General features: G+C 59.3%; 27 protein-coding genes. 19 read left to right on the forward strand and 8 right to left on the reverse strand.

Annotated elements, in window-relative coordinates; genetic code table 11:
• The first annotated feature begins 4 nt into the window (after window positions 1-4).
• The 7 genes from ACR0MS_RS03005 to ACR0MS_RS03035 all read left to right on the forward strand — a co-directional run bounded on the left by ACR0MS_RS03005 (window position 5) and on the right by ACR0MS_RS03035 (window position 7,427).
• On the forward strand, window positions 5-688 hold the full coding sequence (locus ACR0MS_RS03005) for an adenylate kinase (RefSeq protein ID WP_480569407.1): 684 nt from the start codon (window positions 5-7) through the stop codon (window positions 686-688).
• Between the two features lie 183 nt (window positions 689-871).
• Entirely contained in the window at window positions 872-1,156 is a 285-nt protein-coding gene (locus tag ACR0MS_RS03010; RefSeq protein ID WP_170383899.1) for a DUF4212 domain-containing protein, read from the forward strand.
• A gap of 5 nt (window positions 1,157-1,161) precedes the next feature.
• Complete coding sequence (locus ACR0MS_RS03015; protein WP_480569404.1) at window positions 1,162-2,946, forward strand: sodium:solute symporter family protein; 1,785 nt, start codon at window positions 1,162-1,164, stop codon at window positions 2,944-2,946.
• 110 nt (window positions 2,947-3,056) lie between these two features.
• A complete protein-coding gene (locus ACR0MS_RS03020) occupies window positions 3,057-4,880 on the forward strand; it encodes a DUF294 nucleotidyltransferase-like domain-containing protein (protein WP_480569401.1) in 1,824 nt (607 codons plus the stop codon).
• A 25-nt stretch (window positions 4,881-4,905) separates the two neighbouring features.
• Window positions 4,906-5,424, forward strand: a complete 519-nt coding sequence (locus ACR0MS_RS03025; protein ID WP_480569398.1) for a hypothetical protein — start codon at window positions 4,906-4,908, stop codon at window positions 5,422-5,424.
• 1 nt (window position 5,425) lies between these two features.
• Window positions 5,426-6,838, forward strand: coding sequence for a 3'-5' exonuclease (locus ACR0MS_RS03030; protein ID WP_480569395.1), 1,413 nt, complete (start codon window positions 5,426-5,428; stop codon window positions 6,836-6,838).
• A gap of 88 nt (window positions 6,839-6,926) precedes the next feature.
• A complete protein-coding gene (locus ACR0MS_RS03035) occupies window positions 6,927-7,427 on the forward strand; it encodes a flavin reductase family protein (RefSeq protein WP_480569392.1) in 501 nt (166 codons plus the stop codon).
• A 3-nt stretch (window positions 7,428-7,430) separates the two neighbouring features.
• Here the strand turns inward: ACR0MS_RS03035 and ACR0MS_RS03040 are convergent, their stop codons facing one another.
• The 3 genes from ACR0MS_RS03040 to ACR0MS_RS03050 are packed head-to-tail and all read right to left on the reverse strand — an operon-like array spanning window position 7,431 to window position 9,663.
• A complete protein-coding gene (locus ACR0MS_RS03040) occupies window positions 7,431-7,910 on the reverse strand; it encodes a DUF6505 family protein (RefSeq protein WP_480569389.1) in 480 nt (159 codons plus the stop codon).
• Window positions 7,907-8,605, reverse strand: a complete 699-nt coding sequence (locus ACR0MS_RS03045; protein WP_480569386.1) for a biotin/lipoate--protein ligase family protein — start codon at window positions 8,603-8,605, stop codon at window positions 7,907-7,909. Before ACR0MS_RS03045 ends, ACR0MS_RS03040 begins: the two co-directional genes overlap by 4 nt.
• Window positions 8,602-9,663: an Mrp/NBP35 family ATP-binding protein gene (locus ACR0MS_RS03050; protein ID WP_480569383.1), complete on the reverse strand. Its 1,062-nt coding sequence runs from the start codon at window positions 9,661-9,663 to the stop codon at window positions 8,602-8,604. The genes ACR0MS_RS03045 and ACR0MS_RS03050 overlap by 4 nt, the downstream gene beginning before the upstream one ends.
• Before the next feature lie 89 nt (window positions 9,664-9,752).
• On the opposite strand from ACR0MS_RS03050, the gene ACR0MS_RS03055 reads away from it, so the two are divergent.
• Window positions 9,753-10,481, forward strand: coding sequence for a c-type cytochrome (locus tag ACR0MS_RS03055; RefSeq protein ID WP_480569380.1), 729 nt, complete (start codon window positions 9,753-9,755; stop codon window positions 10,479-10,481).
• Here ACR0MS_RS03055 and ACR0MS_RS03060 read toward each other — a convergent pair.
• A complete protein-coding gene (locus ACR0MS_RS03060; RefSeq protein ID WP_480569377.1) occupies window positions 10,475-12,427 on the reverse strand; it encodes a 4Fe-4S binding protein in 1,953 nt (650 codons plus the stop codon). The two genes, ACR0MS_RS03055 and ACR0MS_RS03060, sit on opposite strands and share 7 nt — an antisense overlap.
• A gap of 263 nt (window positions 12,428-12,690) precedes the next feature.
• Between ACR0MS_RS03060 and ACR0MS_RS03065 the strand changes: the two genes are divergently transcribed.
• From ACR0MS_RS03065 to ACR0MS_RS03115, 11 genes are all read left to right on the forward strand, one after another.
• Window positions 12,691-13,245 (forward strand): DUF3305 domain-containing protein, encoded by a 555-nt coding sequence (locus tag ACR0MS_RS03065; protein ID WP_170696081.1) that lies wholly within the window; start codon window positions 12,691-12,693, stop codon window positions 13,243-13,245.
• Window positions 13,242-13,817, forward strand: a complete 576-nt coding sequence (locus ACR0MS_RS03070) for a DUF3306 domain-containing protein (protein WP_480569374.1) — start codon at window positions 13,242-13,244, stop codon at window positions 13,815-13,817. The genes ACR0MS_RS03065 and ACR0MS_RS03070 overlap by 4 nt, the downstream gene beginning before the upstream one ends.
• 4 nt (window positions 13,818-13,821) lie before the next feature.
• Window positions 13,822-14,433 carry a TorD/DmsD family molecular chaperone gene (locus ACR0MS_RS03075; RefSeq protein WP_480569371.1) on the forward strand — a complete coding sequence of 204 codons (612 nt, stop codon included), beginning with the start codon at window positions 13,822-13,824 and terminating at the stop codon, window positions 14,431-14,433.
• Between the two features lie 63 nt (window positions 14,434-14,496).
• The gene (locus ACR0MS_RS03080; protein WP_039530250.1) at window positions 14,497-14,685 is read left to right on the forward strand and encodes a ubiquinol-cytochrome c reductase iron-sulfur subunit N-terminal domain-containing protein; all 189 of its coding nucleotides are present in this window, start codon (window positions 14,497-14,499) and stop codon (window positions 14,683-14,685) included.
• Between the two features lie 104 nt (window positions 14,686-14,789).
• The gene (locus tag ACR0MS_RS03085) at window positions 14,790-17,684 is read left to right on the forward strand and encodes a formate dehydrogenase subunit alpha (protein WP_480569367.1); all 2,895 of its coding nucleotides are present in this window, start codon (window positions 14,790-14,792) and stop codon (window positions 17,682-17,684) included.
• 11 nt (window positions 17,685-17,695) lie between these two features.
• Window positions 17,696-18,289 (forward strand): formate dehydrogenase FDH3 subunit beta, encoded by a 594-nt coding sequence (fdh3B, locus tag ACR0MS_RS03090; RefSeq protein ID WP_037307340.1) that lies wholly within the window; start codon window positions 17,696-17,698, stop codon window positions 18,287-18,289.
• A gap of 110 nt (window positions 18,290-18,399) precedes the next feature.
• Window positions 18,400-18,750, forward strand: a complete 351-nt coding sequence (locus tag ACR0MS_RS03095) for a putative quinol monooxygenase (protein ID WP_480569364.1) — start codon at window positions 18,400-18,402, stop codon at window positions 18,748-18,750.
• Window positions 18,751-18,777: 27 nt separating this feature from the next.
• Window positions 18,778-19,974, forward strand: a complete 1,197-nt coding sequence (locus ACR0MS_RS03100) for a formate dehydrogenase subunit gamma (protein WP_480569361.1) — start codon at window positions 18,778-18,780, stop codon at window positions 19,972-19,974.
• A complete protein-coding gene (locus tag ACR0MS_RS03105) occupies window positions 19,975-21,237 on the forward strand; it encodes a c-type cytochrome (protein WP_480569358.1) in 1,263 nt (420 codons plus the stop codon).
• Between the two features lie 13 nt (window positions 21,238-21,250).
• Window positions 21,251-21,376 (forward strand): hypothetical protein, encoded by a 126-nt coding sequence (locus ACR0MS_RS03110; protein WP_480569354.1) that lies wholly within the window; start codon window positions 21,251-21,253, stop codon window positions 21,374-21,376.
• Entirely contained in the window at window positions 21,377-22,249 is an 873-nt protein-coding gene (locus tag ACR0MS_RS03115; RefSeq protein ID WP_480569351.1) for a substrate-binding domain-containing protein, read from the forward strand. It abuts the gene before it with no gap.
• Between the two features lie 2 nt (window positions 22,250-22,251).
• On the opposite strand, the gene ACR0MS_RS03120 is transcribed toward ACR0MS_RS03115, so the two are convergent.
• From ACR0MS_RS03120 to ACR0MS_RS03135, 4 genes are all read right to left on the reverse strand, one after another.
• Window positions 22,252-23,067 (reverse strand): ABC transporter substrate-binding protein, encoded by an 816-nt coding sequence (locus ACR0MS_RS03120; protein WP_480569348.1) that lies wholly within the window; start codon window positions 23,065-23,067, stop codon window positions 22,252-22,254.
• A 19-nt stretch (window positions 23,068-23,086) separates the two neighbouring features.
• Window positions 23,087-23,821: an ATP-binding cassette domain-containing protein gene (locus ACR0MS_RS03125; RefSeq protein WP_480569345.1), complete on the reverse strand. Its 735-nt coding sequence runs from the start codon at window positions 23,819-23,821 to the stop codon at window positions 23,087-23,089.
• Entirely contained in the window at window positions 23,814-24,527 is a 714-nt protein-coding gene (locus tag ACR0MS_RS03130) for an ABC transporter permease (protein WP_480569342.1), read from the reverse strand. Before ACR0MS_RS03130 ends, ACR0MS_RS03125 begins: the two co-directional genes overlap by 8 nt.
• 153 nt (window positions 24,528-24,680) lie before the next feature.
• A complete protein-coding gene (locus ACR0MS_RS03135) occupies window positions 24,681-25,670 on the reverse strand; it encodes an ABC transporter substrate-binding protein (RefSeq protein ID WP_480569339.1) in 990 nt (329 codons plus the stop codon).
• Window positions 25,671-25,727: the final 57 nt, after the last annotated feature.

The raw sequence follows: 25,727 nt of genomic DNA on the forward strand, positions 1-25,727 counted from the left end.
TGTGATGGACGCTGCCACGATCACCACACCCGCAGTTCTGATCCTTCTCGGCCCTCCGGGTGCCGGGAAGGGAACGCAGGCCCGGATGCTGGAGGACAAGTTCGGTCTGGTTCAACTCAGCACCGGTGACCTGCTGCGCGCAGCGGTCGCTGCGGGGACAGAGGCAGGCAATGCCGCCAAAGCCGTCATGGAAGCCGGTGATCTGGTCAGTGACGACATCGTCATCGCCATCCTGCGCGACCGTCTGGCCGAACCGGATTGCGCCAAGGGTGTCATTCTCGACGGCTTTCCGCGCACCACGGTTCAGGCGCAGGCACTGGATACGCTGCTGTCCGAGACCAGCCAGAAGATCAACGCCGCGATCAGCCTTGAGGTTGAGGATGCGGAAATGGTCACGCGCATCTCGGGCCGGTACACCTGCGCTATGTGTGGCGAGGGGTACCACGACACGTTCAAAATCCCTGCCACCGACGGGAAATGCGACAAGTGCGGTAGTTCCGAGTTCAAGCGTCGCGCGGATGACAATGCCGAAACCGTCGCCTCGCGTCTTGCGGCCTATCACGCGCAAACGGCGCCTCTGATCACCTATTACCAAGACCACGGCGTTCTGAAAGGTCTGAACGCCATGGGCAATATCGACGACATCGCCAGCCAGCTTGAGAAAGTTGTCAGCACCGCGATGACCTAAGGGAATACAGCCCGCCCTGAACAAGGGCTGAATTCCTAAACGAATACTTCATCGGACCCGCCTTGGCGGACCGGAGAGGTTTTGCCTGATGCCAACCGGCCTTGGGCGTTTCGAAAAGCGGCCCCAAGCGCTGGAGGATTGGGCAAAGGGTCGCAACAGGAGGAAGCGAAGGAGGACCCCGCGATGGCGGATCAATCAACAAACTCCGCGCAGACTGCCGAGGCCGACAAGGGCTATTGGCAGGCCAATCTGCGTCTCATCTACATCAGCCTCGTGATCTGGGCGCTGGTGTCTTTTGGATTCGGCATTTTGCTGCGTCCGCTGCTGTCGGGTATTTCCGTGGGCGGCACCGATCTGGGCTTTTGGTTCGCCCAGCAGGGTTCGATCCTGGTCTTTCTGGTGCTGATCTTCAACTACGCCTGGCGCATGAACAAGCTGGACGCCGAATTCGGCGTGGATGAGGAGTAAGCCCCATGGACCAGTTTACCATCAACCTGCTGTTTGTCGGCGCATCCTTCGCGCTCTACATCGGCATCGCGATCTGGGCCCGTGCGGGGTCTACGTCGGAATTCTACGCCGCCGGTCGCGGCGTTCACCCGGTCACCAACGGTATGGCGACAGCGGCGGACTGGATGTCGGCGGCCTCGTTCATCTCGATGGCGGGCCTGATTGCCTTTACCGGCTATGACAACTCGACCTTCCTGATGGGTTGGACCGGTGGCTACGTGCTGCTGGCGCTGCTGCTTGCGCCCTACCTGCGCAAGTTCGGCAAATACACCGTTTCGGAATTCATCGGCGACCGTTTCTACAGCCAGACCGCACGTGTTGTTGCGGTGATCTGTCTGATCGTTGCCTCGGTGACCTACGTGATTGGCCAGATGACCGGCGTGGGCGTGGCTTTTGGTCGTTTCCTTGAGGTATCGAACACATCCGGTCTGCTGATCGGTGCCTGTGTCGTGTTTGCCTACGCCGTATTCGGCGGGATGAAGGGTGTGACCTACACTCAGGTTGCTCAGTACTGCGTGCTGATCACAGCCTACACGATCCCGGCCATCTTCATCTCGTTGCAGCTGACCGGCACACCTGTTCCGGCACTAGGTCTGTTTGGTGACACCGCCAGTGGTGAACCCCTGCTGACCAAGCTGGACGCCATCGTGACCGAGCTGGGCTTTAACGAATACACGGCCCACCACTCGAACACGCTGAACATGGTGCTGTTCACGCTGTCGCTGATGATCGGTACTGCGGGTCTGCCGCACGTCATCATGCGCTTTTTCACCGTGCCCAAAGTGTCAGACGCCCGCTGGTCGGCTGGCTGGACGCTGGTCTTCATCGCGCTGCTGTACCTGACCGCCCCTGCGGTTGGCGCAATGGCTCGCCTGAACATCACCGACATGATGTGGCCCAATGGTGGCATCGACGGTGGCGCTGTGACGGTTGAACAGATCGACAACGACGCCCGCTATGACTGGATGCAGACATGGCAGAAAACCGGTCTGCTGGACTGGGAAGACAAGAATGGCGACGGCAAGATCCAGTACTACAACGACAAGTCCGAAGCCATGCAGGTCATCGCGGAAGAAAAAGGCTGGGTTGGCAACGAGCTGACCAAGTTCAACCGTGACATCCTGGTTCTGGCCAACCCCGAGATTGCCAACCTGCCGGGTTGGGTGATCGGTCTGGTCGCAGCCGGTGGTCTTGCGGCTGCTCTGTCGACCGCTGCGGGTCTGCTGCTGGCGATCTCGTCGGCTGTGTCCCACGACCTGATTAAAGGTGCGATCAATCCGAATATCTCGGAAAAAGGCGAGCTGATGTCGGCCCGTGTCGCGATGGCTGTGGCCATCGTCGTGGCAACCTATCTGGGTCTGAATCCTCCGGGATTTGCGGCGCAGACGGTGGCGCTGGCCTTCGGTCTGGCGGCGGCCTCGATCTTCCCGGCGCTGATGATGGGCATCTTCTCGACCCGCATCAACAACACCGGCGCGGTCGCGGGTATGCTGGCCGGTCTGACCGTCACGCTGATCTACATCTTCCTGCATAAGGGCTGGCTGTTCATTCCGGGCACCAACTCGTTCACCGATGCTGATCCGCTGCTGGGTCCGATCAAGTCGACCTCGTTCGGCGCAATCGGTGCCATGGTCAATTTTGCCGTCGCTTATGTGGTGGCTGGTGCGACCAAGGAAACCCCGCAGGAGATCAAGGATCTGGTCGAAAGCGTCCGCATTCCCCGTGGCGCGGGTGCAGCTCAGAATAAATGAGCGTGATGCGGCCCAAAGCGTACTTGCCAAAGGCCGCGCCTTTCGACTGACTACTCCCGCCCGGCACACCACCGGGCGGGATTTTTCACCCCGAAACCGAGGAGTATTCCATGCCCCTGTCCCATGACGAGATCACCCGGTTTCTGAAATCCGTACACCCCTATGATGCCTTGCCTGCCGATGTCCTGGACACGGTGGCAAAACAGATCGAAGTCTGGGAAGTTGAAGAGGATTTCCCGGTTTACGAGCTGGGCCATACGCTGCCCGGCGTCTTCGTGATTTATGAAGGACAGGTTGAGATCAAAGATGAGAATGACGCGGTCGTGTCTCATCTTGGACTGCGCAATTCCTTTGGTGAACGGGGCCTGCTGAAGGACGGAAAGGCCGCAACCAAGGCCAAGGCGCATACTCCGTCGGTGCTGCTGGTTTTGCCCCCCGATCTGGTGCGTGATCTGATCGGCGGGCATCCGGTCGTTTCTAAATTCTTCAACCGAACCCGCGACACCCGGTCCGGTCCTCAGAGTTTGGCGACAAGCTCCATCGACGTTTTGATGGCGCATAACCCGGCCACCTGTTCGCCTGCGACAACGGTTCGCGAAGCGGCGCAAATAATGCGCGACAAACACATTTCATCGCTTTGCGTGACCCAAGGCGAAGCGCTGCTTGGGATTGCGACGTTGCGCGACATCTCGGGCAAGTTCGTGGCCAATGGCTTGCCGAACGACACACCTGTATCGGCTATTATGACCGCTGATCCGATCACCCTCTCCCCCTCGGATATCGGGTCCGACGTTCTGCATATCATGATGGAACGCGGAATTGGGCACATCCCGATCTCGGAAGGCGGACGTCTTGTCGGTATCGTCACGCAGACCGACCTGACCCACTATCAGGCGGTCAATTCCGCCGAGCTTGTCCGCCGGATCGCTTCGGCGCAGACGGCGCAACAGATGGCGGCCGTGACAGCGGAAATCCCGCAGTTATTGGTGCAACTTGTCGCCGCCGGGAACCGGCACGAGATCGTGACACGTCTGATCACGGACGTTGCGGATACAGCAACGCGCAGATTGTTGACGCTTGCCGAGGCAGAACTCGGCGCGCCGCCCGTCCCTTACCTCTGGCTGGCTTGTGGATCGCAGGGACGGCAGGAACAGACCGGCGTGTCGGATCAGGACAACTGCCTGATGCTGGATGACAGCGTCACGGATGACGACATGGCCTATTTCGCGGCTCTGGCCAAATTCGTCTCGGATGGGCTGGACACGTGTGGGTATTTCTATTGCCCCGGCGACATGATGGCGACGAACCCGCGCTGGTGTCAGCCGGTGCGCATCTGGCGCGATTATTTCAAAGGTTGGATTGCCAAACCCGATCCCGAAGCGCAGATGCTGGCCTCGGTCATGTTCGACCTGCGCCCGATCGGTGGTGCCTACCACCTGTTCGACGACTTGCAAGCCGATACGCTGGCTGCGGCAAGGGCAAATTCGATCTTTGTGGCGCATATGATCTCGAACTCGCTCAAACACACACCACCTTTGGGACTGCTGCGGGGCTTCGCGGCGATCAGATCAGGAGAGCACCGCAACACATTGGATTTAAAACACAACGGCGTTGTCCCCGTTGTCGATCTGGCTCGCATATACAGCCTGCAAGGGGAATTGCCCGAGGCCAACACCCGCGCCCGGCTCAAGGCCGCAGCCAGTGCGGGTATCCTCAGCGACTCTGGCGCGCGGGACTTGCTGGACGCGTATGACCTGATCGCTGAAACCCGGTTGGAGCATCAGGTTCGGCTTGTGAAAGAAGACATGGCACCGGACAATTTCCTGCCCCCGTCTGACCTGTCGGACTTTGAGCGAAGTCATCTGCGCGATGCCTTCGTTGTGGTAAAAACGATGCAATCCGCGGTAGGCCACGGAAAAGGAATGCTCGGCTGAACCGGCCGGAATTGGGAGAGAGTGAATGTTCCTCGAACTGATCGCCACCATCTTTGCAGGCATCGCCTTTGCAGGCGTTGTGATGCTGGTGAACAAACTGCTCAGGGGGCGCCTGCCCAAATGGATGGCCCCTGTCGCCGCCGGGCTGGGCATGATCGCAGCGACAATCAGCAGCGAATATTCGTGGTACGACCGCACCTCTGACACGCTGCCCGAAGGCATGGAAGTCATCCAAGAGGTTGAAAGCCGCGCCTTCTATCGCCCCTGGACGTATGCGGTGCCGTTTGTGGAACGCTTTGCGGCAATCGACACCGCTTCGGTGCGCAGCAACGACCAAGTGCCGGATCAACGGCTGGTCGATATCTATTTCTTTGGCCGCTGGTCCCCGGTTTCGAAACTGCCCGTTGCGGTCGATTGTGCACAGAACCTGCGGGCAAATCTGGCAGACGGGGCCGAGTTTGGCACGGACGGTCAGTTGCTGAACGCCGACTGGATCAAGGGCGAGACCAACGATCCGATCATCGAGGCCACCTGCGGAGTGTAACATGCTGACTCGGCTAAGCCTGCGCCTTCGCATTTTCCTGTTCTTCTGCCTGCTGGCTATTGGTGGTCTGGCGGTCAGTTCGACCGCGCTCTGGATCAGTTATCGACGCGTCGCGGACCCAGAACTTATCAATGCGTTCATTTTTGCGGAAATCCTCATGGCGTTCGGCTTCGTCGCAATGATCGTCGCCGTCTGGCTTTTGTTCGACGACAACGTCGCAAAACCGATCGAGCGTCTTTCGGCCGAGCTGCGCGCCCGGGCGCACGCGGGGGTCAGCACCGATATGGACGTTCAGACCGCAAGATACCTGGGGGACCTGGCCCCTGCTGCCGCTGGGTTGGCAGGCCAGTTGTCGGAAAAGACCATGGGTGTCGCCGAAGCCGTTGCCGCCGAAACCGCACATCTGGCTGCCGAAAAGCAAAGGCTGACCGCCCTTCTGACCGAAATCCCGGTCGCCATGGTTTTGGCCAGCCCAACGCATAAGATCGTTTTGTATGACGGTCAGGCCGCGCAGGTTCTGGCGCAAATTGCCCACCCGCGCCTGAATGCATCGCTGTTTGAATACCTGAAGCCGCGCCCACTGGAAGACGCCTATGCTGCACTGACCAAAACGGGGCGGGAAGTCGTCTGCGAGCTGACGAGCATTGACGGGGCGCAAACATTTTCTGCCCGGATGAAACCATTAGGCGACGCGCCGGGATATATGCTCATCCTCGAAGACAGCGCGGCCAACATTTCCCCCGAAGCAGCCCGACCGCTGGTTTATGATTTCGACCTCTTGAACTCTGCCGCCGACGCTGCGTTTGACTCCAAGGCGTTGAGGGACCTGTGTTTTGTTGTGTTCGACACAGAAACCACCGGGCTCTTGCCGCATAAGGATGAGATTGTTCAGATCGGAGCAGTCCGGGTCGTGAATGGGCGCATCGTGTTGGGCGAAAACCTCGATATGCTGGTGAACCCCGGCATCCCCATCCCTCCGGCCTCGACCAAGGTGCACAAGGTTAGTGACCGAATGGTCCAAGGGGCACCGGACATTGCGGAAGCCGGGCGCGTGTTTCATCAATTCGCGCGCGATGCGGTCATCGTCGCCCATAATGCGCCGTTCGACATGGCGTTCCTGCGGCGACACGCGAAACGGATGGATGTGGATTGGAACCACCCGATTCTGGACACGGTTCTTTTGTCAGCCGTCCTGTTCGGAGCCAGCGACAAACACACGCTGGACGCTTTGTGCGACAGGCTCGACATCACCATCCCGGTCGAGCTGCGCCATACGGCCTTGGGTGATGCAGTAGCAACGGCTGAGGCCCTCGTCAAAATGCTGCCGATGCTACAGGCACGCGGGATGAACACGTTCGGGGCAGTCGTCGAGGCGACGCGGCAACACGGTCGCCTGCTGGAAGACCTGAACTGAGCGGGAAAAATACGCCGCAGACTCAGCTTTTCGTGGACAATCCCTGCATGCCGTGGCACCTGATGCGCGGCCACGGATTGAGCGCAAGATGACGGAAAACACTTTTACACCAACCACAGATCAAAGCATCGCGTTTCGCGAAGCCTTGGGGTGCTTTGGCACAGGTGTAACCGTTGTCACCACCAATACCGCGCAGGGGCCGCGCGCGATCACCGTGAATTCATTCTCGTCCGTGTCTTTGGATCCGCCGCTCGTGTTGTGGTGTCTGGCCAAGGACTCGAACCGATACGATGCGTTCAAAGATTGTCAGCACTATTCCATCCACGTAATGGCCGAGGAACAACAGGAACAGGCCCTGAAATTTGCGCGGAACGGCGAGGATTTCTCGCACGCGGATTGGGTATCTGACCACACCGGCCGTCCGCAACTGGCGAAGTGCCTGGCGCGTTTCGACTGTCACCTGCACGCCTGTCACGAGGCGGGCGATCATCTGATCCTTGTGGGTCAGGTCGAAAAAGTCATGTATCGCACCGGCAAGGGCCTGATCTTCAAGCGCGGTCAATTTGGCGGCTTTGCCGACCTGCTTTAGACGTCAGTCGTCAAGCGAGCCGTGAACGGCCAATGCCTCAAGCTGCGTTTCTTGCGGTGTGATTAACCGATACGCCTCATGAACGCCCGTGTCCGACAACTCACGCGCCACCGTCAGCAATGTATTTGGCGCGTGTTCTTCACACAATTCGGTCATATGCGCGATTTCGGACTGCGCAACCTCCAACGCCGCATCGACGGACGGCGCTCCGTAGAGTTGGACGAAGTGTTCAGCAAGGTTCCGGGTGATCTGGTCAATCTCGGCCTGTTCAATCTGCGTTACCGCAACAAAGGTCACGCGACCAAAGGTTTCCAGACCCAACCACCCGTTTGCAAAGGCCTGCCGCGCTTTGCCCTCCAGATCGCCTTCGCCCCAGTTCGAGAACTCGAACCCGCCGGAAATACACCACTCACCCGTTCGGGCCGGAGAATGGAACACGTTCAAGTCGCTTTCATCGAAATGGATAGCTCGGGCCAGTTTCATCGTCCGTTCTCCAATAACTCCGTCAGCGGCACAAGGCGCGTGTCTGCCCCGTCGCGGATCAGCATACCGAACCTCTCATCCGTTCCCAGAAACACGCCCTTATCGCCATAGGGCTCGCCAACCCCACGCAACAGGCCCATCCATTCCGCGTGGAGCGAGGCGTTGCCGTCCTCCTGCCAGCGGTTGAGCCATGTCAGCGTGTGGCGCGACCAGCTTTCGACCAACTGAGTCGCCGAAACCTCGGCGCACCCTTCGTCATAAAGCGCTGTGATATCTGGGTTTTCACCGGGCGCGTCACTGGTTTGCAGCAAGGCCAGTTCCCACCCCACGATCAACCAATCCGGCTCTTCATCCGGCGCATGAGTTGATGCCGCGACGTGAAAGGTGCCGCATTTGGCACCGTTCACGCAGATCGGTCCGTCCCAATCCAAATGCACCGCAACCTCGGGCGGGGCCAAGGCCCCCAGCGCATTCTGGAACCCAACCGAACAAAGCGGCACCATTGCCATTGCATCCTGCAAGGGAACTTCGGGGGCAAAGACAATGGCAACACGCAGGCGGTCCGCCTGAATATTGTAAAGCACGGTTCCTGCATCACATCCCAATGCAGCCATGGCCTGAGCACGCTGGAACGGGTCTTCCCCGCCCTGAACCGGATGACCCGTCAGCAATGGGGGAAAGACCGGTTCGCTCATGCGTTGCCCTTGGCAATCAGGTCACGGGCAATCTTGCGGAATGCCTCGGCCTGAGGGCTGTTGGGTTTACTGACCACGATGGGGGCACCGCCATCCGCCGCGACCCGAATATCCAGATGCAAGGGAATTTCCCCCAGCAACGGAACACCCAGCGACTCGGCTTCGGAGGCAACACCGCCGTGACCGAACACGTGTTCCTCATGCCCGCAGTTTGAGCAGATATGAGTGGACATATTTTCGATCATCCCGACGATCGGCGTCTTGAGTTGATTGAACATGTCGATCCCCTTTCGGGCGTCGATCAGGGCTACGTCCTGCGGAGTCGACACGACGATCGCGCCATCCACCTTGAACTTCTGACTCAGCGTTAGCTGGACATCGCCAGTACCGGGCGGCAAGTCGACGATCAGCACGTCGAGCACACCCCACTGCACCTGGTTCATCATCTGCTGCAACGCGCCCATCAGCATCGGCCCACGCCAGACAACCGCTTGACCTTCGTTTGTCATCAATCCCATCGACATCATGGTGACGCCGTGATTGCGCAGCGGCAGGATCGTTTTTCCATCCGGGCTGGCAGGACGACCAGAGACGCCCAGCATCCGGGGCTGCGACGGGCCATAGACATCGGCATCCAACAAGCCCACGCGTCGCCCTTCTGCTGCAAGTGCGCAGGCTAAGTTGGCGGAAACAGTAGATTTACCCACGCCCCCTTTGCCTGACGCCACGGCAATGATCCGGTCAACACCTGCCACAGCCTGCGGGCCGGTTTGCGACGGCTTAGGCTTGGGCTTAAGATCGGGCGGAGCCTTGTCTGAATGCGCCGTCATCAGCGCCGACACCTTGGTAACCCCGTCCACCATCTGCGCAGCCTGTTCCGCAGCAGCGCGAACCGGCTCCATCCGCTCGGCCTGTTTCGGGTCGATTTCCAGAACGAACCTCACGGTATCGCCTTCGACATTCAGGGCGCGCACGACACCCGCGCTGACGATATCCTGCCCGGAAACAGGATCCGTGATCTTCTTCAGGTTCGCCAGAACCGCGTCACGCACGCTCATGCCGGAAACCCACTTAGTTGACCTACCATGTGTCTTTGTCTCTTTCTGTTTATTTGACGCATCCGGGGCGGTGCCCTTAGGCTGCTGCCATGCGCCGTGTCCTTTTGTGCCTGAGCCTGACGCTCTCCGCTACCCCCTCTTGGTCGCAAGAGGCGTTGGGGCTTGCCGCCCCAGCCGAGGTGACAGACTCCGGTCTGTTGCAACATATCCTTCCGCGCTTCTCTCTCAAGACCGGGATACGCGTTATTGCGGATGATACGGGCGTTCTTGTGCTGGAAACGGCCCCGCCAGGTGATCCCGTCTTTGCCCGGAACGGCGTAATTTACCATTTGCGCATCCAGGACAACGCCAAGCACGAACGGTTCCGCGACTGGCTGCTGTCGGATATCGGTAAACGCACTGTCGAGGGGTTCAGCCCTGAAAGCGGTCCGCCGTTCTCTGCCAGCTTCGAGGTCGCCGCCGTCCGGCAGGAAGCCGTGATCGACGGCAATGCAGCACTGGGCGAGGAACTGTCGATGACGCATTGCGGACGGTGCCACGTGATCGGCCCCAAAAACAGAATGAACGGTCTGGGCTCTACCCCGTCTTTTGCGGTGCTGCGCGCGATGCCCGACTGGTCGGAACGCTTCGAGGCGTTTTTTGCCCTCAACCCCCATCCGGCCTTCACGCAAATCGAAGGGCTGACTGCTCCGTTTGACCCGGAACGCCCGTCCCCCATCCATCCGGTCGAGATGACCCTGGACGAGCTGGAGGCGATTTTGGCTTTCGTATCCGTCATAAAAGCCGCCGATCTTGGCGCGCCGTTGCAGCTTCAGTGATCCTTTCTTTTTGAAAAATAGTCTTCGGTGGTGACGACCTTTGGCTTCGGATTAGACTGGAACGGATTGTCCGTCTGCTGAAACTGCGCGTTCACGCGGCAGTTGTCGCACATCTGGATCATGCGGGCCTTGTCCGAGGTCGCAAACATCGGGTGCGCGCCCGACAGTTTCTCCATGATCCGCTCGACCGTCGATTTGACGCCGAACAATGCACCGCATTCCACGCAGGCGAAGGGTTCTTCCTCATTCAACACCTGCTGGGACAGGGCCGCATCGCTGAGGTCCAGTTGCGGAACGAGCGCTATCGCGTTCTCGGGGCAGATCGTTTTGCACATCCCGCATTGCAGGCAAGCGTCCTGCTGAAAGTTCAACTGTGGTTTGTCCGGGTTGTCGATCAATGCCCCGGACGGGCACAGCGAAACGCAACTCAGGCACAAGGTACAGGCGTCGGTATTGACCGCGACAGCCCCATACGGCGCGCCATCGGGCAGTTGCAATGGCGCGTCGGCTTCTGGATTAAGGGCCTGAGCCGCCAATCGCGCGATCTGCCGTCGGTTGCCAAGCGGCAGAACCGGATCAGCCAGCGGAACCGGGGTTTTTTGTTCATACAGCACATCCGACAGCGCATCCGGGTCGGTCTCGTCGATCAAACCAAGCGCGTCCGTTCCGGCAATCGCCTGCGCCAGTTCAAGCTCACGACCCAAAGCGTCCCGTTCTGTGGTCGGCGCAAGCACGACATCGACCCGCGCAAATCCATGCGCCAGCGCTGCCAGCATTTCGGCATGACCAAAACCGGAAATCGCAGTCAACTCTATCGGAATCACATCCGACGGTAGCCCCCTGCCGAAACGCGCAGCCAACCGGATCATTTCCGCCCCATGTGCATCGTGGACCAACAGCCGCGGGGCCTGCCCTCCGGCCCGGCGATAGGTCCGCGCGAGGATATGCATCCGCGACAGCAGGGCCGATACAGGCGGGTCTTCATACGTGATTGCCGTCGATGGGCAGAGGGCCGCGCACGCCCCGCACCCCGCACAAATCATCGGGTCAATTGCAACATGCTCACCTGCCGGAGCGATTGCTCCGGTCGGGCAGATATCCAGACAATTCGTGCATCCCACCTGCTCGGCCCGTGAATGGGCGCAAAGGCTTTCCTCTAACCGAACATAAAGAGGTTTCTCAAACGTACCCACCAGTTGCGCGGCGTCGAACATCATCCGTTCGACGGCGACAGAATCCTTGGGGTCAGCGCTCAGATACCCTTCCCGTTTGGCAGGGGCCTGCACAAAGGGCGTGCCGCCCGTGAGGTCCAACACGATGTCGCAGGACGATTTGGCCTTGTCGCGCGGCGCGCTCCACGCAAAGGCACCTCGCCCACCGGGTTCAAGTTGCTGCAAAGCGTCCATCGACAGGGTGAACCCGCCCAACGCTCCGTTCAGCGATTTGATGCGCCCCCGCACAACGTCGTAGGCGCGCGACATTGGTTCGGCGTCGTCTGTTACCAATACCGTTACGGCCAGCGTGGTCGCCAGCCGCTCGGCCACATCAAAGGCGACTGCGCCGGGCCCAATGACAAAACAAGTGCCTTCGCTGAACACATCTACACTTGGCGTTATAGGCTGAGGCAGCAGAGCCTCGGCAGCCAAGGCTGCCATCTTGGGTGCTGCATCTTTCCCCTGCTCGGACCAGCCCGCGCGATCCCGCAGATCGACGAACCCCGGCGCATCCAGTTCCAGCTCTTCCGCCAGCGCCCGAAACACATCCTGTTCTTGCCCGCAGGCGACAATCGTGTCGCCTTCCTGCATCAGCGCAGCCGCCGCTTCGATCTCTTGGGTGCACAGCGCCGTGTGAACCTTTGAACACGCGAAATCACAGGCCGACGTTATTTTTTCGGCGTCAATGGATTGAGACCCCGCGCAGTCGCAAAGAAGTATCTTGGTGCTCATATCCCCTCCCCGGACGTCGCGCCTTTCATCAGCACAGTAGGCTGTATTCCCAAAGTGGCAATGTAAACCCCACCCCCATAACCAGTGGGAGCAGATCAGAGATACCATATTGGCCATAAAACCAAGGCGTCCCGTGGGCTCCTCACGAACTCGCTATCGCGGCATACGACTAAGGTCGTAGGCATCGGGCTTGGCACAGAGCTGTTTTGTGTACCATAGTGGACGCAGGGGAAGGTAGGGGAGAGCCTTCCGGGGAGGATTACGTGGCGAAGGCCGCTAACCAGATCGAAATGCCGATTGGCGTCGTCGTGCGCAAAACACCCGGTGTAACACGCTGGGCCAAGTGGAACTGGCGCGCCGTCGCCGTTCTGCCCGGTGCGGGGCCAGCCGATTGGCTTGAAATGCGACGCGAGGGTGAGGCAATTGAATATCACGCTGCCACCCTGCCGCTGACCCTTTGGGCGGACGAAACCGAAGCTTACATGGTGAACCTGTCGGACGGCCAACCGTCGATCTATTTGGTTTTGCGTGACGCCTTGGATGGCCAGCGCCCGATGGACGCGGTTCTGGTCACCGCATCCCCGTTCGAGGGGCAGGACTATGCCGATACCGGAGAAGAGATTGTCGAAAAGATCCCGATGACCGAAGGCTTGATTGCCTGGGTTCGGGATTTCGCTCTGGAACATCACCGTGACGAGGTTTTCGTAAAACGCCGCCGGGACAAAAAGCGCACCGATCTGGTCGAGGATGGCAAAGGCGACGCGCGTATCCGGCAAGCGTCAGACGTCTACCGCGCACCTCGGAGGATCGTGCAATGACCGAAGCGCGCGATTTCTGGTCCCGTCGCAAGGCTGCTGTACAGGCCGAAGCCGATGCCGAGGTGCTGGCTGTCGAGGAACAGGCCATCGCTGCTCAGAAAGCAGAGCTGGAAGAAAAGACAGACGCCGAAATTCTGGCCGAGTTCAACCTGCCCGATCCCGATCAGTTGCAAGCTGGCGATGACGTCTCGGGCTTCATGGCCAAGGCCGTGCCGGACCGCCTGCGCCGCCGCGCGCTGCGTCGTTTGTGGCGGCTGAACCCGGTGCTGGCCAATGTCGACGGGCTTGTCGATTATGGCGAAGATTATACCGACGCCGCTTGTGTGATCGAAAACATCCAGACCGCCTATCAGGTCGGTAAGGGCATGCTGGCTCATGTCGAGGCGCTGGCGGCTGAGGCCGAAAAAGATGCGCCCGATGTTGAGATTGCAGACACGCAGCCCGAACCCGAAGAGATCGACGCGCCTGCCCCGGAACCCGTTCTTATGACGACCGAGGCAGAACCCGAAGAGGTGGAAGAGGCTGAAATGCCCCCTGCCCCGCGCCGCATGAAATTTGAATTTGAAGGATGACCTAATGACCGCAAGCGAAGCGCAACAGATGGATATCTCGACCGAAGATCGTCTGCGCGCGGATTTCTACAACTTTCTCGGACTGCTTCTGGCGGCACCGCCGGACCAGTTGCTACTCGATCAAGTGACCGGCCTGACCGGTGACGACACTGATCTGGGACAGGCAGTTCAGGCTATGTCGCGTGTTGCCAAGGTAACGAAACCGGCTGCGGCCGAGCGTGAGTTCAATGCGCTGTTCATCGGGTTGGGGCGCGGGGAATTGCTGCCTTATGCAAGTTACTACCTGACAGGGTTTCTGAACGAAAAACCCTTGGCACAGCTTCGCAACGACATGGCCGCGCGGGGCATAACCCGCGCGCAGAACGTGTTTGAACCGGAAGACAACATCGCCTCGCTGATGGAGATGATGGCGGGCATGATCGTCGGTCGATTTGGCGCGCCCGCCTCATTGGATGACCAGAAAGCGTTCTGGAACAAACATATCGGCCCTTGGGCCACACATTTCTATTCGGATTTGGAAGGCGCCGAGAACTCGGTCCTCTATGCCTCGGTCGGCACTGCTGGTCGGGTCTTCATGGAGATTGAGCGCGAAGCTTTCCGAATGTCGGCAGCGTGAAGCGTTGTCATTCGCCAGCGTCCCTTGCGGGGCGTTAAACTGCAAATGGGAAAGGAGACACCCATGAGCAAGACCAAGGAAGAAGGCGCAACGCGCCGCGACTTCCTCAAACTGGCCGGAACCGCAGCGCCCGCTGCTGTCGCCGCCGCCAGCCTGACCGGGAAAGCCGAGGCAGCCGAGCTGCCGACGGACGAAACCCGGATGCAGGATACAGCGCACACACGCGCCTATCTCGACAGCGCCCGGTTCTAAGCCGGACGAGGTCACACCCGACTGACGGTTGCGATTGGCCCTGACGTCGGTTTGCGAAGTACCAAGCCAGCCGTGGCTGACACGGCGCGCAAGGGAGGAAAGAAATGCTTAGGAAAAAGACCAACGGGGTTGCGAGACGCCCCCAGCGGACAAGTATCCTGTCCCAGGTCGGCGAGAAAACCGTCGATCGCCGCGCATTCCTGCGTGGCTCGGGCCTGACGATCGGCGGCCTTGCCGCGATCAGCGCCACGGGTGGAACCGTGACGCAAGCCAGTGCCCAGACAGCGGCAAACCAAGCCGTTGAAAATATCAAATCCGTCTGCACGCACTGCTCGGTCGGTTGTACCGTCGTTGCCGAAGTTCAGAACGGCGTCTGGATCGGGCAGGAACCCGGTTGGGACAGCCCGTTCAATCTGGGTGCACACTGCGCCAAGGGCGCCTCGGTCCGCGAGCACGCCCATGGCGAGCGCCGCCTGAAATACCCGATGAAAAAGGAAGGCGGAGAGTGGAAACGCATCAGCTGGGAACAGGCGATCGACGAGATCGGCGACGGCATGATGAACATCCGCGAAGAATCCGGACCGGACAGTGTTTACTGGCTTGGATCCGCGAAACATAACAACGAACAGGCCTATCTGTTCCGCAAGTTCGCGGCCTACTGGGGCACGAACAACGTGGACCATCAGGCCCGTATCTGCCACTCGACCACTGTTGCGGGCGTTGCGAACACATGGGGCTACGGCGCCATGACCAACTCGTATAACGACATGCACAACAGCCGGGCCATCTTTATCATTGGTGGTAACCCGGCCGAGGCGCACCCCGTCTCGCTGCTGCATATCCTGCGTGCGAAAGAGCAGAACAATGCCCCTCTGATCGTCTGCGACCCGCGCTTTACGCGCACCGCGGCCCATGCGGATGAATATGTCCGTTTCCGCCCCGGTACCGACGTCGCACTGATCTGGGGTATCCTGTGGCACATCTTCGACAACGGTTGGGAAGACAAAGAGTTCATCCGCACCCGTGTCTGGGGTATGGACCAGATCCGCGAAGAGGTTGCCAAGTGGAACCCCGACGAAGTTGAGCGCGTCACCGGCACGCCCGGCTCGCAACTGCGTCGCGTCGCCCGGACCATGGTGAATAACCGTCCCGGCACCGTCGTATGGTGCATGGGCGGCACTCAGCACACCAACGGCAACAACAACACCCGCGCCTACTGCGTGCTTCAGCTTGCGCTGGGCAACATGGGCACCTCGGGTGGTGGCACCAACATCTTCCGCGGCCATGACAACGTGCAGGGCGCGACGGACCTTGGTGTTCTGTCCCACACCTTGCCCGGCTACTATGGCCTGTCCGCAGGTGCATGGGGTCACTGGAGCCGCGTCTGGGGTGAAGATCTGGATTGGCTAAAGGGTCAGTTCGCCACGATCAAGGACAAGGAAGGCAAGGACAAACCGCTCATGAATGAGCGCGGTATCCCTGTTTCCCGTTGGATCGACGGTGTTCTGGAAGACCCGGCCAACATGGATCAGGACAACAACGTCCGTGCCATGGTTCTGTGGGGCCACGCGCCCAACTCGCAGACCCGAATGACGGAAATGAAGACGGCGATGGAGAAGCTGGACATGCTGGTCGTGATCGACCCGTATCCCACCGTCTCGGCCGTTCTGCATGACCGCACCGATGGTGTCTACCTGTTGCCCGCCTGTACGCAGTTCGAAACACGTGGTTCGGCCACGGCATCGAACCGCTCGCTACAGTGGCGCGACAAGGTTGTTGATCCGCTGTTCGAAAGCTTGCCGGACGAGGTCATCATGGCCAAGTTCGCCAACAAGTTCGGCTGGGCGGACCGCTTCTTCCGCAATATCGAGATGGAAGATGCCGAAACCCCGAATGTTGAAAGCATCACGCGTGAGTTCAACTCGGGCCTCTGGACCATCGGCTATACCGGTCAGTCGCCGGAACGTCTGAAAAGCCACATGGCCAACCAGCACACGTTCGACAGAACCACGCTGCAAGCCATCGGTGGACCAAACGACGGCGAGTACTACGGCCTGCCGTGGCCCTGCTGGGGCACACCGGAAATGGGTCATACGGGGACACCAAACCTCTATGACATGTCCAAACCGGTGGCCGAAGGCGGCCTGACCTTCCGCGCCCGTTTTGGTGTGGAGCGTGATGGTGACAACCTGCTGGCCGAAGGGGTCTATAGCGTTGGGTCGGAAATTCAGGATGGGTATCCCGAATTTACGATGCAGATGCTGATGGACCTTGGTTGGGATGGCGACCTTACGGCTGAGGAACGCGCGGCTATCGACGCTGTCGCGGGTCCGGAAACCAACTGGAAGACCGACCTTTCGGGCGGTATCCAGCGGGTTGCGATCAAGCATGGTTGTGCGCCCTTCGGGAACGCCAAAGCCCGCGCGGTCGTCTGGACCTTCCCGGATCCGATCCCACTGCATCGCGAGCCGCTCTATACCAACCGGCGCGATCTGGTGGAGGACTATCCAACCTACGAGGACCGACAGGCCTATCGCCTGCCCACCCTTTATGCTTCGATCCAAAAGAACGACTTTTCAAAGGATTACCCGATAATCCTCACGTCTGGTCGTCTGGTCGAATATGAAGGCGGTGGCGATGAATCGCGGTCGAACCCGTGGCTGGCCGAGCTTCAGCAGGACATGTTCGTCGAGATCAACCCACGCGACGCCAACAACCTTGGTATTCGCGACGGATCGCAGGTCTGGGTCGAAGGTCCTGAGGGTGGCAAGGTCAAGGTGATGGCGATGCTGACCAACAGGGTCGGTGCCGGTGTCGCCTTCATGCCATTCCACTTTGGCGGCCATTTCCAGGGCGACGATCTGCGGTCGAAATACCCCGCAGGTGCAGACCCCTATGTCTTGGGTGAAAGTTCCAACACCGCCCAGACCTATGGCTATGATTCAGTGACCCAGATGCAGGAGTCCAAGTGTACTCTCTGCAAAATCTGGGCAGCGTAAGGAGGACGATAATGGCTAGAGCAAAGTTTCTCTGCGACGCTGAACGCTGCATCGAGTGCAACGCCTGCGTAACCGCGTGTAAGAACGAGCACGAAGTGCCATGGGGTATCAACCGCCGCAGGGTGGTAACGATCAATGATGGTAACCCGGGCGAACGCTCGATCTCGGTGGCCTGTATGCATTGTTCGGATGCGCCTTGCATGGCGGTGTGCCCGGTCGACTGCTTCTATCAGAACGAAGAAGGGGTCGTCCTGCACTCCAAAGACCTGTGCATTGGCTGCGGCTATTGCTTCTACGCGTGCCCCTTCGGCGCGCCGCAATATCCGCAGGCGGGCAACTTCGGATCGCGCGGCAAGATGGACAAATGCACCTTCTGTGCCGGTGGTCCCGAAGAAACGCACTCGACCGCAGAGTTCGCCAAATATGGTCGCAACCGGATCGCCGAGGGCAAACTGCCCATCTGCGCCGAGATGTGTTCCACCAAGGCCCTGCTTGCCGGTGACGGCGACGTGGTCTCGGCCATCTACCGCGAGCGCGTTGTTGCGCGCGGGTTTGGCTCGGGCGCGTGGGGTTGGGGCACTGCCTACGACCAGAAAGACGGCTAAGGTCTTCAAACGAAACGACAGTCCCCGCGTCACGTCGGGGGCTGTCGCACTGGTTTGCGTGGCATGCCCTGTTCGGGTCGGCCGTACAATTTGATCGCGACGGAGTTGAAATGACCGAAGATATTTACTGGCTGCTGAAGCTGGACCTGAGCCCCGAAAAACAATCCGAATTCGAGGCGCTGATGGCTGAAATGGTGACGGCCACCCTGCAGGAAACCGGCGCCAAAAGCTATGAATGGCACCAGAACGGCAATGCGATCCACATCTACGAGCGTTACGCCAGTTCCGAGGATGCCCTGATCCATATGCAGAATTTCGGTGCCAACTTTGCCCAGCGTTTCATGTCGCTGCTGACACCTGTTCAGCTTGATGTCTACGGACCCGCGAAAGATGACCTGCGTGCGGCCTTGTCCCCGGTCGGCGCAGTCTTTCACCAACAAATCGGCGGGTTCGACCGTTAAGCCACCAACCCACAGGAGGGTTTCCATATGCGCCTGATCCACTTCCTGCTTGTTTCGATATTCCTGACTGGGGTCGCTTGGGCGCAGGACAGTTCCGAAGCGCAAGCGCCCGAGCGCGCTTCGACAGGCGGTGCAACCACGCTGGAAGACATCCTTGCCCGTCAGCGTGGCGAAAAGGTCGACAACGCGTACCGGTCCGAAAATACCGGCCAAGGCAATGCCGAGGGCCTTTTAGGTCAGCTTGGTACGCGGGGCGTTGCGTCGGACAGCGACGTCTATCGCGCGCTGCGTTATGGGTCGGCCGATGTCACGGTTTCGTCGAAAGGGCCTGCCGCCAGTGTCCTGATTCAGGACGGCGGCATGTGGTGGCTGAACTTTCGCACCGGCCCTCTGCGCGAATATGGCAGCTATATCATTGCTGGCATGGCCGCGATCATTCTGCTGTTCTTCCTGATCCGGGGAAAAATCCGCATCGACGGAGAGAAAACGGGCCGTACCGTCCTGCGGTTCAATGGGTTCGAACGCTTTGGCCACTGGCTTTTTGCAGGCTCGTTTCTGATCCTCGGGATAACCGGGCTGCTGACACTTTATGGTCGCGATTTCCTGATACCGATTTTCGGCAAGGAAGGCTTTGCGACGATCGCACAGGGATGCAAGTGGCTTCACAACAACCTTGCCTGGGCCTTCATGATCGGGCTGGTTATCGTCACTATCAACTGGATTTCACACAACATCCCGAACCGCACCGACCTGAAATGGCTGGCGGCGGGCGGCGGACTTTTCACCAAGGGATCGCACCCCCCCGCCAAGAAGTTTAACGCGGGTCAAAAGATTATCTTCTGGTCCTGCATCCTGTTGGGTATTTCGATCAGCCTGTCTGGTTTGTCTTTGCTGTTCCCGTTCGAGATGCCGCTATTTGCCAAAACCTTCTCGGTTGCAAATGCGACGGGCCTGCCGCAGCTGATGGGACTGGACTTGCCGACGCAGATGTCCCCGCAGGAAGAGATGCAGTACGCGCAGGTGTGGCACGTGATGGTCGCCTACATCTTCATCGCCATAATCATCGCGCATATCTACCTTGGGTCTGTCGGCATGGAAGGCGCGTTTGACGCCATGGGCACCGGAGAGGTTGAAGAGCAATGGGCACGGGAACACCATTCCCTGTGGCTGGAAGAGGTGCAGGAAAAAGAGGCAGGAAAAGCAGCGGCCTCCCCTGCGGAATAGATGCGCGCTCTGGCATTTGCACTGGTACTGCTTCCCCTGCCCGCCTGGGCCGAGTTCTTTACGCTCAAGGGTCACGGCGGCCCGATCATGGGCATAGCCACGGCACCTGACGGGCGCATCGCAACGGCAAGTTTCGACAACTCCGTGGGCATTTGGTCCGGCCAGACCCCCGAATGGCTGGAAGGCCACGAAGCAGCGGTGAACTCTGTGGTGTTCAACGGCACGTCCATTTATTCGGCGGGCGATGATTTTACGCTCAGACGTTGGCCCGGCGGCGAAGTCGTGGGACGGCATCAAGGCAAAATCGTCAGTATCGCGGCCTCAAAAACCCATGTTGCAACGGCAAGCTGGGACGGCACGATAGGCATTTGGCCGGTGGACGGATCAGCCCCCATGGTGCTTGGTCCCACCGGAAGCGGCGTGAATACGGTGGTGTTTTCACCTGACGGCTCTCAGCTTTATTCCGCGGGCAGGGATGGCGCGCTGCGGGTGTGGGACCTGAGCACCGGTCAGGAACACCTGCGTTTGGTGGAACATGGCTTCGGCATCAACGAACTGATCCTGAATTCACAGGACAATTGGATCGCCTATGGCGCCGTTGATGGTGTCACCCGAATCCGCGATCTGACCACAGGGGAAGAACGCGACTTTACCCTGGATCGTCGCCCGATCCTCGCTTTGGCCCTTAGCCCAGACCGGAGCCTTTTGGCGGTGGGCGACGGCGAGGGCTTTATCATGGTCATCGACACGGTCGAATGGCGCATCGCGCGGGATTTTCGCGCCACCTTGCGCGGCCCTGTCTGGGCCCTGGCTTTTTCAGCAGATGGCCGCAATATCCACGCCGGAGGCATTGATGAGGCCATGTATAGTTGGCCAGTTGCCAGCCTTGGCGATCAGGAGCAGATGGCGTCGTCCGAACCAAGCTTCCTGAAAGATCCTAACGAAATGGGAAATGGTGAACGTCAGTTCGCCCGCAAATGCTCGATCTGTCACAGTCTGACACCGGATGGTCAGCGGCGCGCCGGACCGACGTTGCACGGTGTATTCGGGCGCAAGGCGGGTACGCTGCCGGGATATTTCTACTCGGAGACGCTGCAAGACTCTGATATCGTTTGGAATGACGAGACGATAAATGCTCTTTTCGATGAAGGACCTGACCACTACATTCCGGGGTCAAAGATGCCGATGCAGCGGATCACGCAACCCAGCGACAGGACTGATCTTATCGCATTCCTGCGCCGCGCCACGGCACCGGAAAACTGAGCCGGAGGAGAACATGAAAGCCTTTCTTGCCGCTGTCGCAACGATGGTCGTGATTACCGTGGCGGCCCCGTACGCTCTGGGCCAGCTTGGTTTCAGCGCCGCAGATGCCGGGACCGGATCGTCCGTGCGATTGGACTAGATGCCTGAATACCTGACGACGAAAGAGCTGGCCGATCTGCTGCGCATTGGCGAGCGTAAAGCCTATGACCTTGCCTCTTCGGGCGAGGTGCCTTGCGTGCGAGCGATGGGAAAGCTGTTATTTCCACGGGCCGAGATTATCGCTTGGTTGAACGCGTCGCGGACTGGCCCGCAAGTGGCCGAACCACCCCTGCCCCCGATTGTCGCGGGCAGCCATGATCCATTGCTGGATTGGGCCTTGCGCGAAAGCGGTTCGGGCCTTGCGACATATTACGATGGCTCGTTCGACGGGCTGAACCGGCTCAGGGACCGAACCGCGCAGGCCGCAGCCCTCCACATTCACGAAGATGACGGGTTCAACGAAGGCGCTTTGCGGGATCAGTTGGGTGAAGCCCCTGTCGTCTTATACGAGATAGCACAGCGGCAACGCGGATTGCTTCTTGCTCCCGGAGTTACTGGAATTTCTGAGTTCGGCGACCTGAAAGGCCGACGTGTCATTTTAAGGCAGGACAGCGCGGCCAGCCAAAGGTTGTTTGATACTCAGCTCGCCACCCTCGGGTTGACGCGCGATGATCTGGACACCCTTCCAACCTGCGCCCGAACCGAGGAAGAGTTGGCCATCGCCCTGCATGATGGCAAGGCCGAAGCGGGTTTTGGCCTTGGCGCATTGGCCGGCCTTTACGATCTTGGCTTTGTGCCGACCCACAGTGAACGGCTGGACCTCGCCATCTGGCGGCGGGCCTATTTTGATGAGCCTATGCTCAAACTCCTCAGCTTTGTTCAATCCGACAGGTTCGCGACACGTGCCGCCGAGTTTGGCGGATATGACCTGTCAGGTCTGGGCTCGATCCACCATAACGGGGCCAGCGGCTGAACTTACTCGGCGTTGGGGAAAAATAGCTGCTGACCATCCAATTTGTAGGATTCGATCGCGGCCTGCCCATCAGGACCGGTTAGCCAATCAATGAACCGCTGCCCTGCGGCGGCCCGAACACTTGGGTGCTTTTCTGGGTTAACCAGAATGATACCGTACTGGTTGAACAAGCGCGTGTCGCCCTCGACCAGAATATCGAGGTCTCCCTTGTTTCCGAATGACTGCCACGTCGCGCGGTCCGTCAGGACATAGGCCCCCATTCCGCTTGCTACGTTGAGCGTCGCGCCCATGCCGGACCCGGTTTCGCGGTACCAGGTGCCCGACGCCTCGGTCGGGTCAATTCCTGCCGCCGCCCAATGGCCCAGTTCTGCCTTGTGCGTCCCGCTGTCATCCCCGCGCGAGGCGAACGGAGCCTTCGCCTGTGATACCGCTGCCAAAGCGGCGACAACATCTGAACCACCTTTGATGTTTGCAGGATCCGATTTTGGCCCGACGAGGATAAAGTCGTTGTACATCACGTCCAGCCGCTCGACCCCCCAGCCATCGGCCACGAATTTCTCTTCGGCTGGCTTTGCGTGGACCAACAGTACATCGCCGTCCCCGTTGATCGCATTGCGTATCGCCTGCCCCGTTCCGACGGCAACAACCCGGACGTCGATCCCGGTTTCTGCCTCAAAGCCCGGCAAGATATAGTCCAGCAAGCCCGAATTCTGCGTCGAGGTTGTGGATTGCACGACGATAAATGGCGCTTCGGCAAGGGCTGGCGTTCCTGACAGGCCGAGCGTTACCAATGCTGCCCGAACGAATTTCCGGATCATTCTGATCTCCGCTAATTGATTATGTTACCAACCCACCGGCAAGATAACGGCGCGATGCATCGCTTTCTGGCGCATCCAGTACTTGTTTCGCGACCCCATGTTCAACCACGCGTCCGCCTTGCATCATCACGATATCTGCGGCCAAGCGGCGCGCCTGTCCGATATCGTGGGTGACCATAACAATGCGCACCCCCCGGTTTGAGGCCCGCTGGATCATTCTTTCAATCGTTTGGGTGGCTCCGGGGTCCAGTGCGCTGGTCGGTTCATCCAGGAACAGAGTTTCAGGGTCCAGTGCCAGTGCACGCAGGATCGCAAGGCGCTGCGCCTCACCCCCCGATAAAGAGCGTGCAGACTGGCGTGCCTTGCCTTCAAGCCCGCCTTCGTTCAGCAATTCCTCGATCCGGGTTCTGCGGATGCGGCGTGGAACGCCCTGTCGTTTCAAAACAAAATCCAAATTGGCAGCAACGGACCGCCGCAGCAATACGGGTTGCTGAAACACCATCGCTTGCCGCGCTTTGTGTTCGGCCCCCAGCGGCGCACCATCTTGTTCGACCCATCCGCGATCCGGTGCAATAAGCCCGTGCAGGCACCGCAAAAGCAGGCTTTTTCCCGATCCGTTCGGTCCAAGGATCAATGTCGGTCCCGGACCGTTCAATAACAGGCGTGGCACCACCAGCAGCGCTTTGCCGTTGCGCGCAATCTCAAGATTGCGAACGGACAGGCGTCGGATTGTTTCGGGGGCCAGATCACGCATGGCGCAGCCCCTCCTGCTCGGCGCGCAGGCTTAGCGTGCTGACCATTGCATTCACCGCCACCGCGATACCGATCAGGATCGCGCCCAGTGCCAATGCCAGCGCAAGATTGCCCTTGGATGTCTCAAGCGCAATGGTCGTGGTCATCACTCGCGTCACGTGGTTGATATTTCCACCAACAATGATGACTGCGCCCACCTCGGCAATCGCGCGTCCAAACCCGGCCAGCAACGCCGTTACCAGAGCCAGCCTTGCATCCCACAAAAGCACGGGGACGGATGCCAGACGTGACACCCCAAGCGACCGCAATTGTTCCGAGTATTCTTCGGCGAGCATTTCAATCACCTGCCGGGTCAGCGCGGCAACGATTGGCGTGACCAAAACCACCTGAGCGATGATCATCGCGGTCGGGGTATAGAGCAATTCCAACACGCCCAACGGCCCCGATCGTGACAGCATCAGATAAACCAACAACCCAACAACAACCGGAGGGAACCCCATCAAAGCGTTCATGACTATGATCAGAACCCGCCGCCCCGGAAACCGTGCAACGGCAAGCGCCGCGCCAACGGGCATCCCGATCAGCGCTGAAATCAGCACCGCAAATACCGAAACCTTGAGGGATAGCAGCACAATCGACCAAAGCTCTGAATCGCCTTCCAGGATCAGAGATATTGCTGCGCTGAATTCTGATGCAAAACTCTGCATAATTTCCCCATGACAGCAAAATACGCATTAATTGCCGTTCGTTTCAGGAGAATACTAGGCGATTTTTGACTCAAATACACACACATTTACGACACTGGAAACAAGAAACGCGGCCCCAAATGGGACCGCGTCGCTTTGGTCTAATTGACGGGCTTAGTTCAGGGCCGCATCGGTAATTTTATGGGTCCAGGCACCGTCAGGCTGCTTGGTGATCACCGGGTCAGACCCACCTGCCAAAAGCGTTCCAACCGTCCGCTCGAAATCGGCCGGATCCAGCGCGCCATTCGAACCCGCGGTCAGCTTGGCAATCTCGCCCATCATACGCTTTTGATGCTCTTCGGTCTGAGCGCCCGTGGCGTCGTTTTCCAGAACGATGTCCGCTGCCTCATCCGGGTTTTCTTCGGCATATTTCCAACCCTTCATCGAGGCGCGCACGAACCGCTCCATCTTATCGACGAAGGCTTCATCGCTCAGGTTTTCTTCCAGAACGTACAGACCGTCTTCCAGCGTCGCGACGCCCTGATCCTCGTATTTGAAGGTCACCAGCTCACCGGGGCTGACGCCTGCATCAATGACCTGCCAGTATTCGTTATAGGTCATTGTGCTGATGCAATCGGCCTGACGCTGCAGCAGCGGGTCAACATTAAAGCCCTGCTTCAGAACCTCGACACCGGACTCGCTCTTGCCGCCTGTGTCGATACCCAGTTGGCTCATCCAGCTCATGAACGGAAACTCATTGCCAAAGAACCAGACGCCCAGAGTGCGGTTCTTCAGATCCTCGGGCGAGGAAATCCCTGCGTCCTTCCAGCAGGTCAGCATCATGCCCGAGCTTTTGAACGGCTGCGCAATGTTCACCAACGGCAGACCCTTTTCCCGCGCAGCAAGCGCTGCAGGCATCCATTCGACGGTCACATCCGCACCACCACCAGCGATTACCTGAGTGGGCGCGATATCGGGACCACCGGGCAGAATTGTAACGTCCAGTCCCTCTTCCTCGTAGAACCCTTTGTCCTTGGCCACATAGTACCCCGCGAACTGAGCCTGCGTGACCCACTTAAGTTGCAATGTCACTTCATCCGCCGCCAGTGCAGCACTGGCTGCCAAACTAAAGGCGGCGACCGCCCCGCTAAGTAGCTTTTTCATCTTCATGTCTCCTAGTTGCAGTTGATGCCCCGTTTTCGGGGTCTGTTACGGTTTTGT

The sequence above is a fragment of the Ruegeria sp. CJ2 genome, assembly GCF_056536745.1.